Origin of the sequence: Streptomyces sp. NPDC058653 (assembly GCF_042716895.1) — a bacterium.
In the GTDB taxonomy this organism is placed as follows: Bacteria; Actinomycetota; Actinomycetes; order Streptomycetales; family Streptomycetaceae; genus Streptomyces.
Map to the genome: position 1 here is coordinate 146147 of NZ_JBHXRM010000011.1, position 11446 is coordinate 157592.

The following is an 11446-nucleotide window of genomic DNA, read 5'->3' on the forward strand; positions in this document are numbered from 1 at the left end:
GCAATCGCCGGCGCGTGGCCGGAACCCGAGGACGTACGGTCACGACCCCTGCCGCACCCGCCTCCCAGTCCGCCGCACCTGCCTCACAGTCCGCCGTAACCGCCCTTGCTCACACGCCCGCCGTGGACGCCTCGCCTCCCGCCCCCTCGCTCTTCTGCTTCCGTACGGTGGTGGGCTCCAGCGGCGGCGCCGACAGCCCGCAGTTCACCTTGCACTCCGGCAGACTCGGCGCCGCGGCCTCGGCGGTCTTGTCCTCGGGCTTCGGCGTCCGCACGGTGGCCCAGGCGATCACCGACGCCACCACCAGGATCGCCGCGCACAGGGGCATGGCCCGGTCGAAGGCCGCGTCGAACTGCGTCGCCGACCGGTACACCTCGGGCCCCGCGCCCGCCAGCAGCGGCAGCGCGGCGACCGCGAGCAGACCGGCGGCCCGCGCGGCGGCGTTGTTGATGCCGCTGGCGAGGCCGGCGCGCGAGCTGTCGACGGACGCCAGGACCGTCGCGGTCAGCGGCGCGACCAGCGTCACCATGCCGAGCCCCATCACCACCAGCGCGGGCAGTACGTCCCGTACGTACGAGGCGTCCGGGCCGCCGCCCACCCGCAGCATCAGCAGCAGCCCGGCGGCGCAGAGGAGAGGCCCGACCGTGAGCGGGATCCGCGGCCCGATCCTGGCGCCCAGCTCGCCCGACCTGGCGGAGAACAGCAGCATCAGCACGGTCGTCGGCAGCAGCGCGGTCCCCGCGCCGAGCGCCGAGTAGCCGGCGACGACCTGGAGCTGCAACGTGGTCAGGAAGAAGAAGCCGCCGAACGCCGCGTACACGCAGAGCGTCACCACGTTGACGGACGTGAACTGCCGTGAGGCGAAGATCGAGGGCGGCAGCATCGGATCGGCCCGTCGCCGCTCCAGCACCACGAACGCCACGCCCACCAGCACGCCCGCGGCCCCGGACCACCACACCTTCGCGATCAGGGCGTACGTCACCAGCCCCAGCGCGACTGCGCCCAGCACCGCGCCGAGCACGTCGAACCGGCCGTGCGAGGCGGGATCGCGCGACTCCGGTACATGCCGCAGGGCGACCGGCCCGCAGATCGCGGCCAGCGGCACGTTCAGCAGGAAGACCCAGCGCCAGCCCGGCCCGTCCACCAGGAACCCGCCCAGGAACGGCCCGACGGCCGCCCCGACACCCCCGAACCCCGACCAGAGCCCCACCGCCCGCGCCCGGTCGTCCGGATGGAAGCTGGCCTGGATCAACGCGAGCGACCCCGGCACCAGCAGCGCACCGCCCACCCCCTGCAAGGCGCGCGCGACGATCAGCACCTCGGCGGTGGGCGCGAGACCGCACATGAGCGAGCCGAGGGCGAACCACACGATCCCGATGACGAAGATCCGCCGCCGCCCGTACCGGTCCCCCAGCGAGCCCCCGAGCAGGATGAGCGCGGCGAGCGTGAGCATGTACGCGTTGACGGTCCACTGAAGATCGGCAAGGTTCGCGTTGAGATCGTCACCGATGTGCGGCAGGGCGACATTGACGACGGTCGAGTCGAGCAGCGCCATGCTGGAGCCGAGCACCGTAGTGAACACGATCCACCGGCCGACGGCCGTGCCCAGCCTGATATCCATAGGTGGATCATCCCCGCCCAGGGGCTACGTGGCGAGCCGGGTGAGCGCGCGAATCAGAGCGTCGGTGCCCAGTTCCGCCTTGGCGCGCGGACAGCCGACGTTGAGGCGGACGAAACCCTCGCAGCCGTACGTCGTTCCCGGCATGATCGCGACCCTCTCGCGCTCGATCAGTTCGCGCTGGAGCGCGTCGTCGGCCACGCCCAGGGCCCGCAGGTCCATCCACGCGAGGTAGCCGGCCTCCGGCGGTCGCCAGGCGAGTTGGGGGAAAGCCTCGTCCAGGCGCCCGGCGAGCATACGGAGGTTCTCCGCGACGTACGTGTTGAGCGCGTCCAGCCAGGGGGCGCCGTGGCGGTACGCGCTGATGTGCGCCGTCAGCGCGAGGACGGCGGGCGAGGCGAGGCCCTCCGCCGTCAGCATCCGGCGCATGAACTCCGCGTGGTCGTCCGGGTCGCCGATGACACCGTACGAACCGCTGAGCGCGGGGAAGTTGAAGGACTTCGACGCGGAGGTGACGACCGCCCACCGGCCCGTGCCGAACCGGGTCCACGGCAGATGGCGGCGGCCGGCCGGGACGAATTCGGGGTGCACGAAGTCGGCGTGGATCTCGTCGCTGATCACCGCCACGTCGTACGCCGCCGCGAGCTTGGCGAACCCGGCCAGCTCCCCCTCCGTCCACACCCGGCCCGTCGGATTGTGCGGCGAGCACAGGATCAGCACCCGGCTGTCGGCCCGCGCCAGCTCCCGCTCCAGCGCCGCCGCGTCCCCCACCGGCACCCCGCGCAGCTCGCGGCCGAGCCCGGTGACCGCCTTGCGGAAACCGTCGTACGTGGGGGTGTGGACGACCACGCCGTCGCCGGGGGCGCTCCACATCCGCAGCAGTTGCGACACCTGGTTGAGCACGGACGGCGCGTACACGACGCGGTCGGTGTCCAGCTCGGTGTCGTAGCGGGTGGCGAACCAGTGCCGCAGCGCGGAGAGGAAGTCCTCGTGCCGCCAGTCCGTGTAGCCGAGCACACCGTGCGCGAGGCGCTCCTGGAGGGCCCCGAGCACCTCGGGCGCGCAGGCGAAGTCCATGTCGGAGATGGTGAAGGGGAGCAGTCCGTCGACGCCGAAGCGGTCGGCGACGCCGTCCCACTGGACGCTCCAGGTGCCCCGGCGGTCCACGGGGGTGTCGAAGTCGTAGTCCAAGTCCACAGCTGTCCTCCTCGGGCCGGACGCCGAGCGGGCGGTGCCGGGCTGCCGGGCAGCCGATCCAGCCATGCGGCCGGGCGGCCGGGCAGCACGCGGGCCCGGCACCCCGAGAGGGACCGGGCCCGCCGCGTCACGCCTTCGCGTACGGCCGTTCCTTACTTGATCTTGCCGCCCGCCGAGCGCAGCGCGCCGCACGCCTCGGTCACGCGCTTCGCCATGCCCGCCTCGGCGGCCTTGCCCCAGGTGCGGGGGTCGTACGTCTTCTTGGAGCCGACCTCGCCGTCGACCTTGAGCACACCGTCGTAGTTCCGGAACATGTGGTCCGCGACCGGCCGCGTGAAGGCGTACTGCGTGTCGGTGTCGAGGTTCATCTTCACGACGCCGTTCTCCAGCGCCGTCGCGATCTCCTCGGCCGAGGAGCCGGAGCCGCCGTGGAAGACGAAGTCGAACGGCTGGCTGCCCGCGGGCTTGCCGTACTTCGCGGCCACGCCCTCCTGAAGGTCCTTCAGCAGCTCGGGACGGAGCACGACGTTGCCCGGCTTGTAGACGCCGTGCACATTGCCGAAGGACGCGGCCAGCAGGTAACGGCCCTTGTCACCCAGGCCCAGGGCCTCGGCGGTGCGCAGCGCGTCGTCGACGGTCGTGTAGAGGGAGTCGTTGATCTCGTGGGTGACACCGTCCTCCTCGCCGCCGGTCGGGGTGATCTCGACCTCAAGGATGATCTTCGCGGCGGCGGCCTGCGCCAGCAGCTCCTCACCGATGGTGAGGTTGTCGGCGAGGGTCTCGGCGGAGCCGTCCCACATGTGGGAGTTGAACAGCGGGTTCCGGCCGGCCTTGACCCGCTCGGACGAGACCGCGAGGAGCGGACGGACGTAGGTGTCCAGCTTGTCCTTGGGGCAGTGGTCGGTGTGCAGCGCGACCGTGATGTCGTACTTCGCGGCCACGATGTGCGCGAACTCCGCGAGCGCGACCGCGCCCGTCACCATGTCCTTGTTGTACTGGCCGCCGAGGAACTCCGCACCACCGGTGGACATCTGGATGATGCCGTCGCTCTCGGCCTCCGCGAAGCCGCGCAGCGCGGCGTGCAGAGTCTGGGACGAGGTCACGTTGATGGCCGGGTAGGCGAACTTGCCTGCCTTCGCCCGGTCGAGCATCTCGGCGTAGACCTCGGGGGTTGCGATGGGCATCGGGCCGCTCCTTGTGATGTGCGGGTTGAGGTGCTTTGTCCCTGACCTGGGGGCGACGTCATTGTCGCCCTCATCCTTCCAGACTCTCGTCCGTACGGTGAGGCTCAGGCCAGCCCGAGGTCGGGCAGGGTGTACGCGCTGACGTAGCGGAGCCCGGCGGCCTCCACGGCTGCGGCGGCCCCGCGGTCGACGATCACCGCGACGGCGACGACCTCGCCGCCGGCCTCCCGTACCGCCTCGACCGCCGTCAGCGGCGAGCCGCCGGTGGTCGACACGTCCTCCACGACCAGACAGCGGCGGCCCTTGACGTCCGTGCCCTCGATACGGCGCTGCATCCCGTGGGCCTTGCCCTGCTTGCGTACGACGAACGCGTCCAGGCGGGCGCCTCGCGCGGCGGACGCGTGCAGCATCGAGGTCGCGACGGGGTCGGCGCCGAGGGTCAGCCCGCCCACACAGTCGTAGTCCAGACCGGCGCCGGCGGCGGTGTCGAGCATGACCTGCCCGACCAGCGGCGCGGCCTCGCCGTCCAGGGTGATGCGGCGCAGATCGATGTACCAGTCGGCCTCGATGCCGGACGACAGGGTCACCTTGCCGTGCACCACGGCCTTGTCCTTGATCTGCTGGAGCAGCTCAGCACGTACGTCAGTCATGGGCCTGAGCTTACGGCGGGGCTGCGGGGGCCCCGCCGGGAGCCTTCTCGGGGCGGTGCGGGGCCGCCTCCGTCAGTGGGACCTCTCAGAGCCGGCGCCAGCTCCAGGTCGCCCGGATCTCCAGGGGGTCGATCGGTGTGACCAGGCGCGGCAGGGTGTTGAGCCCGTTCGGCGGACCGGTCTGCGGCTCCACGCAGACCGCCTCGGCCTGCTCGTCGTAGACGACGGCCCATTCGGCGGTACTGGTCACCTTCAGCTCCAGCCGCCCCGGCCAGGTCAGCGTCGCCGCCACGCCGTCGGGCATCCCGAAGCAGTCGTCCCACGGGCCGGGCTGCGGCTCGATACGGCGGCCTGTCGGCAGATGGTCGTCGCCGCGCTCCTCCTGCCAGGCGGGCGAGAAGTCGAGGCGTACGGCGTCCTCGTCGGCCGTACCGCCGTCCAGGTGGCGCAGGAACCACGGGTGCCAGCCCGCCTGCGCGGGGAAGGAGTCGTCGTACGTCTCGACGCCGAGCGTCAGCGTGAGCGAGTCGGGGGTCAGCTCGAAGAGCTGGGTGACACGGCCGGTGTACGGCCAGGGGTCGGCCAGCTCGTAGGTGAACGCCGCCTCGGTGTCCCCCTTGCGGGCGGTGCGCCAGGAGGTGTCGCGGCCCGTGCCGTGGATGGCGTGCGGTGGGGAGTTGAGCGGCAGTTGGTGGGTGAAACCGCCGTTGCGGAACTGCCCGTGCTCGGTCCGCCCGCAGAAGGGCACCATCGGGAAGCAGCCGTACCGGTCGCCCTGGCGCAGCAGCTCGGTACCGCCGACACGCAGGCTCGCGGCGCGGCAGCCGTTCGTCGGATGGATCGTCAACTCGGCGTCGCCGGACGCCAGTCGGATCTCGCGCTTATGGTCCGTTTCCGTACTCACGCCATGACCCTAACCGGCGGGGCCCGGCGTCCGGCTCAACGCCTGCGCCGCAGCGCGCGCCCCACGACGACGGCCCCGGCGATGGCGAGCGCGGCGGCGGGCGCCACCCACCGGAGCGCGGCACCGGCGCCGCCGGAGTCCGGGGCCTGCTCGGGCGCGTAACGCCCGCGGGGCGGCGCGTGGTCGACTTCCTCGGCACTCCGCCCGATCATGGTCCGCCGGGCGTGCGCGGCCTCGGCGGGCGGATCGAGGGGTACGAGGAAGTCCCCGTCCCCGGAGGCGGTGTCCCCGAACCTCTCCGACTCGGGGATACCAAACGGATCGTCGACCTCGTCACCCCCCTCCACGTCCCACGAACGCGCCCCCCCGTCCTCGAAGGAGCCGCCCCCGCCACCTGCCGCGGCCACGTCCTGGTCATCCCCCCGTCCGGGGACACCAGGCCGGTCGCCCGCGTCCCCCGCCGCCGCCACGTCCTGGTCGCCTTCCCCGCCCTCACCGGAGCCGACGCCGGAGGCGTCCGGCCCATCGCCCGCGCCGGCCGACGCCGCAACGTCCTGTTCGCCCTCCCCGCCGTCACCGACGCCGGAGACGTCGGGCCGGTCGCCCGCGCCGGATGCCGCCGCAACGTCCTGGTCGTCCCGCCCACCTGAACCGGCACCGATGCCGGAGGCGTCCGGACCGGCGCCCGCGGCGGCCGACGTCGGCGCGTCCTCGTCATGGCCGGCACCGGCACCGGGCGACGGGTCGGCCGCGCGAGACGGCTCCTCGTCGGCCGCGCCGGGCAGCGCCTCGCCGTCCCCGCCCGCACCCGGGGCATCCGGTCCCGCGCCGGAGGTGGTCGGTAGCGCCGTCGTGAAGCGGTCCAGGAGTCTTCGGGCCGTTGCTTCCGTTGTCGTCGCGTCGAGCTCCGACAGGCGGCCCTCCGACGTCGCCGTCGCCGTGAAGGTGACCTTCGTGCCGTCCGCCGTCTCCGTGAGTCTGACGCGGACGTTCACCTTCGCGGAGCCCGTACCCCGTACCTCCGCGCCCTCGCCCTTCGCCGTGAAGCCGCCCGCGCGTTCCGTGAGCGTCAGCGCGCCCCGGTACGTGATCGTGTGGCCGCCCACGCGGACCTTCAGACGGCCCGAGAGCGGGCGGGCCGATTCGTCCGCGTCCTGCTGGAGGCCGGGGACGCAGCGCGCGACGCGGGCGTGGTCCCTCAGCGCCTCGCGGAGGGTCTCAGCCGGAACCGGAATGAACACCTCATGCTCCATGGGATCCGAGCCTACTCAGCCCCGCCGACTCAGGCGCCCCTCCGCGCACAACCTCTGTCCCGGCCGACACGCCGCACCCCGTCAGCCCGCGTACCTCGGATGCACCAGCGTCGACGGGGGCAGATCGCGCAACCGGGTGCGTTCCGCGCCGAGGACCCCCGCTTCGAGCACGGGCGCGGCCAGCGAACGCAGCCGCGGCGCGTCCGGGGCGAGCTCCACCGCCGGGCGGCGGCCGACCGCCGCCAGGACGAAGCCCCAGTCCGCCGTGGAGGCCCCCGCGTCCCCCTCGTCCGCGTCCTTCTCGTCGTGCGACCGGTCCGGCCCCGCCTCGAAACCGGACACCCGCCCCGTCGCGCTGTACGGACTCGTCCCGAAGCCGGCCGCCCGCAGCGTCGCGTCCACCGTCCAGTACGTACGCGGCCGGACGGCCGGCGGCCCCGCGTGCACCGCCAGCCGCCCGCCCTCCGCGAGCACCCGGGAGGCGAGCCCGTAGAACTCCTCCGAGTAGAGCTTGGTGCTCGGGGTGATGCCGGGGTTGGGGAGGTCCGAGACGACCACGTCGTACGCCCCCCGCTCCGCCGCCGACAGGTCCCCCTCGTGGCCCCGCAGCCACGCGAACGCGTCCGCGTGCTCCACGCGCAGCCGAGGGTCGTCGTACGCGTGCCCGTTCAGGCTCGCGAGCGCCGGGTCCGTACGCGCCAGGCGCGAGACACCGGGGTCCAGCTCGACGAGCGTGACCGACCGGACATCCCGGTAGCGCAGCACCTCCCGCGCCGCGAGCCCGTCGCCGCCGCCCAGGATGAGCACCCGCTCGTGCCGCCCGCTCATCGCGGGATGCACCAGCGCCTCGTGGTAACGGAACTCGTCGCGCTCGCTGACCCGCAGCCGCCCGTCCAGATACAGGTCCAGCGGGCCGCCCCGACCGCCCGTGAGCACCACTTCCTGGACGTCGGTCTGGACCGCCACCCGCACCCCGTCCCCGTACACCGCCCGCCTCGCCGCCCGCTCGAAGTCGTCCACCATGACCGCCGCCGCTCCCAGCACCGCCAGCACCGTCACGTTCACGAGCAGCAGCAGCCCCCGCTCGCGGCCCGTCAGATCGCGGCCGAAGACCCAGAGCACGAGCGCGCCCCCCGCCACCACATTGACGGCGCCGGTCAGCAGCGCGCCTGTGAGCTGCCCGAACCACGGCAGCAGCAGGAAGGGGAACGCGAGCCCGCCGACCAGCGCGCCCACATAGTCCGCGGCGAAGAGATCCGCGACGGTCCCGCCCGCGTCCTGCCGGGAGACGCGCTGGATGAGCGTCATCAGCAGCGGGATCTCCGCGCCGATGAGGACCCCGATGGAGAGCGAGAAGCCGATCAGCGCGTACCGCGACTCGCCCATCCAGGCGAACGTCGCGTACAGCACCATCGCCGAGGAGCCCCCGATCAGCGCGAGCGCCGCCTCCACCAGGCCGAATCCCACCGCGGCCCGGCACCGCAGCCGCTTGGCGAGCAGCGACCCGAGACCCATCGCGAAGACCATCAGGGACAGGACCACCGAGGCCTGGGTGACCGAGTCCCCGATCAGATACGACGCGAGGGCGACCAACTCCAGCTCGTACACCAGTCCGCAGGCGGCGCAGACGAAGACCACGGCGAGGATCAGGAAGCGACCCGCGCTGGGTCGGACGGGCAGTCGCGGCGCGCTTTCCGCCGGCGCGACCACAGACTGGTCGATCATTCCAGTAACGCTACGTCACGACTTCCGTGCGGCTTGTCACCCACAAGGGTGGTAACCCGCCCTCACACCTCACCCCAGGACCCCGGTTCCCACCGCTACAGCGCGACGGGAACCCGCACCCCCACCCGTGTCCTGGTCACCACCAGCGCGCCCTCCTGCGGATACGCGTGCCAGGTCCGCCAGGACACCTGCCCCTCGTGCCGCTGCACGAGCATCGCCGTGAACGCGTGCGGTTCTCCCGGGAACGTGCCCGCCAGTCCGTTCGGGTGGTCGGCGACCAGCGCGAGCAGTTCCTGCGCGCGCCCCGCGAACGAGCCCTGCGACAACGTCTCGACGCGCGCCGCGAACTCGTACTCCCACTCCCCCACGCGCTCGGCGACACCGAGCGGAAGCGGCGTGCTGCTGCCGGGGATACAGGCCACCGTCTCGGAGCAACTACCCCGCTCCTCCTCAAGAAGCACCTGGTGGGAGGCGCCGAGCAGCCTCAGCTGGAGCTTGGCGCCGGTGAGTTCGAGATCGAGGACGGCGAGAGCGGGGAGCGGCTCACGCCCCAACGCCCAGGCCAGATCGGCGGCACGGGTGTCGGTGTAGGTCGTATTGAGGGTTCTGAGCATGGGTCGGCTCCGCAAACACGCTTGGCAAAGTGGACCGGGTGGCGTCCCGGAGGATGAATGGGGAGATCTGGGATCTGGGATCTGAGATCTGTGAAGAGAGATCAGTGAGGTGTGAGCTGCGAACTGTGAACCGAGGAACTGGAGAACTTACGAGTGGAGAAGTGAGAACCGAGAACGGTGAACCGGGAAACGGGAGTTGCGAGAAGGGAACGGTGAGCTGGAATTGCGATCCGGGGACTGAGGGAACTGAGGGAGCCGAGGACTGACGGAAGTAGGAGATCGTCTACTCGGCTCCGCGCGAAAGTCCGAGGTTCGAGGCCCAAGGTCCGGGGGCTGGAAAATCTCAACAGCGAGGGAATCACGAAGTAAGGGGCTCTCACAGCGTTTTTACCCAACTTGACTGGGTTTCCATCCCCTCGGGGGTGCCACAGTTCAACTGTTCAACCCGAAACGGCTCAACGCCCGGGCGTCCAGAGCCGTTTGACCAACCCCGGCGATCAACATGAAGGTGCCCGGCGGGAGTTCGTCCCGCCGGGCACCTTCATTGGCCGCGGACCAGCTGCCCCGTGTCAGCTGCCTCCGCCGCCGCACCCCCCGCCGCCTCCGCCGCAGGAGGAAGAACCTCCACCACAGGACGAGGAGCCGCCTCCGTCACCCGTGGAGAACCAGCTCGCTCCTTCCCCACCGCCTCCGCCTCCGCCCGCGCGGGACCGGCGGCCGCCGGAGAAGCGGACACCGCGATTCCGGTTCCCCGCGCGCCGGCGGCTCGAATTGGAACGCAGGGCGGCGATGCCGCCCCCGACAACCAACAGTGCGAGAAGCCCGAAGGCCAACCCCACAACGTTCATCGTCTTCACCGTCTTTCTGTTCCCCCGAAGCGAGGCCTCCGCGCCATCGCGTGACCGGCTTCGCCAGTGATCGGCTTTCGTGCCGTCTTCTCGTGTGACTAGGGAATGCCCTCACCCCACGAACGCAAAGCAGACTTGAGCAAGTCCAGAGCTTCGGCGCAGGATGGCCGCCATGACCGCCACAAATCCCTCGACTCCCCCGACTCCTCCGACTCCGGAGACCCCTCCGACCCCAGCGGCACCCGCGGCACCGGCCTCGGGCGACGGCCCCGCGGGCCGCCGCCCGCTGCTCAACCGGCGCCTCGCGGAGTTCGGGACGACGATCTTCGCCGAGATGTCGGCGCTGGCCGTCCGGACCGGCGCGATCAATCTGGGCCAGGGCTTCCCCGACACGGACGGCCCCGAGGAGGTCAGGGAGGCGGCGGTACGGGCGCTGCGGGACGGCCGGGGCAACCAGTACCCACCGGGCCCCGGCGTCCCCGAGCTGCGCGCGGCGATCACGGACCACCAGCTGAAGCGGTACGGCCTGGCGTACGACCCCGACACCGAGGTCCTCGTCACGGCCGGCGCCACGGAGGCGATCGCCGCGTCGCTGCTCGCGCTCGTGGAGCCGGGCGACGAGGTGATCGCACTGGAGCCGTACTACGACTCGTACGCCGCCTCCATCGCCCTGGCGGGCGGCACCCGCGTCCCCGTCACGCTGCGGCCCCGCGAGGGCGCCTACCACCTGGACCTGGACGAGCTCCGCGACGCCGTCACCCCGCGCACCCGGCTGATCCTCCTCAACAGCCCCCACAACCCGACCGGCACCGTCCTCACGCGCGAGGAGCTGGCGGCCGTGGCCGCGCTCGCCGTCGAACGGGATCTGCTGGTCGTCACCGACGAGGTGTACGAGCACCTGGTCTTCGACGGCGAACACCTGCCGATCGCGTCGTTCCCGGGGATGCGCGAGCGGACGGTCACCATCTCCAGCGCGGGCAAGACGTTCGCGTTCACCGGCTGGAAGGTGGGCTGGCTGACGGCCACGCCCGAACTGGTGAGCGCGGTCAGGTCCGCCAAGCAGTTCCTGACGTATGTGTCCGCGGGGCCCTTCCAGTACGCGGTCGCCGAGGCGCTGCGGCTGCCGGACGGCTACTTCGAGGATCTGCGCGACGATCTGCGGGCCAAGCGCGATCTGCTGTCGGCCGGGCTCGTGGCGGCCGGGTTCGAGGTCTACCGGCCGGCGGGCACGTACTTCGTCACCACCGACATCCGGCCGCTCGGCGAGAGCGACGGCTTCGCCTTCTGCCGGGCGCTGCCGGAGCGGTGCGGTGTGGTGGCCGTACCGAACGCGGTGTTCTACGACCACCGGGAGCAGGGCGCGCCCTTCGTACGGTTCGCGTTCTGCAAGCGCGCGGAGGTGCTGGCGGACGCGGCGGCCCGGCTGAAGACCCTCGCCGCCGGGTGAGACGCC

At 71.9% G+C, this 11446-nt stretch carries 9 protein-coding genes; 1 reads left to right on the forward strand and 8 read right to left on the reverse strand.

What is annotated here, in order from left to right; translation table 11 throughout:
- Positions 1 to 109: 109 nt before the first annotated feature.
- From ACFWU9_RS12735 to ACFWU9_RS12770, 8 genes are all read right to left on the reverse strand, one after another.
- The gene (locus ACFWU9_RS12735) at positions 110 to 1621 is read right to left on the reverse strand and encodes an MFS transporter (protein ID WP_384317212.1); all 1512 of its coding nucleotides are present in this window, start codon (positions 1619 to 1621) and stop codon (positions 110 to 112) included.
- 24 nt (positions 1622 to 1645) lie between these two features.
- Positions 1646 to 2815 carry a MalY/PatB family protein gene (locus tag ACFWU9_RS12740; protein WP_384317214.1) on the reverse strand — a complete coding sequence of 390 codons (1170 nt, stop codon included), beginning with the start codon at positions 2813 to 2815 and terminating at the stop codon, positions 1646 to 1648.
- Positions 2816 to 2967: 152 nt separating this feature from the next.
- Positions 2968 to 3999, reverse strand: coding sequence for a class II fructose-bisphosphate aldolase (fbaA, locus tag ACFWU9_RS12745; protein ID WP_384317217.1), 1032 nt, complete (start codon positions 3997 to 3999; stop codon positions 2968 to 2970).
- Between the two features lie 104 nt (positions 4000 to 4103).
- Complete coding sequence (pyrE, locus tag ACFWU9_RS12750) at positions 4104 to 4649, reverse strand: orotate phosphoribosyltransferase (RefSeq protein ID WP_384317220.1); 546 nt, start codon at positions 4647 to 4649, stop codon at positions 4104 to 4106.
- 85 nt (positions 4650 to 4734) lie between these two features.
- Complete coding sequence (locus tag ACFWU9_RS12755) at positions 4735 to 5553, reverse strand: aldose 1-epimerase (RefSeq protein WP_384317223.1); 819 nt, start codon at positions 5551 to 5553, stop codon at positions 4735 to 4737.
- Positions 5554 to 5588: 35 nt separating this feature from the next.
- Positions 5589 to 6806 carry an SRPBCC domain-containing protein gene (locus tag ACFWU9_RS12760; protein ID WP_384317226.1) on the reverse strand — a complete coding sequence of 406 codons (1218 nt, stop codon included), beginning with the start codon at positions 6804 to 6806 and terminating at the stop codon, positions 5589 to 5591.
- An 81-nt stretch (positions 6807 to 6887) separates the two neighbouring features.
- Entirely contained in the window at positions 6888 to 8531 is a 1644-nt protein-coding gene (locus tag ACFWU9_RS12765) for a polyamine aminopropyltransferase (RefSeq protein WP_384317229.1), read from the reverse strand.
- Positions 8532 to 8626: 95 nt separating this feature from the next.
- Positions 8627 to 9145 carry a DUF2617 family protein gene (locus ACFWU9_RS12770; RefSeq protein WP_384317231.1) on the reverse strand — a complete coding sequence of 173 codons (519 nt, stop codon included), beginning with the start codon at positions 9143 to 9145 and terminating at the stop codon, positions 8627 to 8629.
- A 1020-nt stretch (positions 9146 to 10165) separates the two neighbouring features.
- Between ACFWU9_RS12770 and ACFWU9_RS12775 the strand changes: the two genes are divergently transcribed.
- A complete protein-coding gene (locus tag ACFWU9_RS12775; RefSeq protein WP_384317234.1) occupies positions 10166 to 11440 on the forward strand; it encodes a pyridoxal phosphate-dependent aminotransferase in 1275 nt (424 codons plus the stop codon).
- Positions 11441 to 11446: the final 6 nt, after the last annotated feature.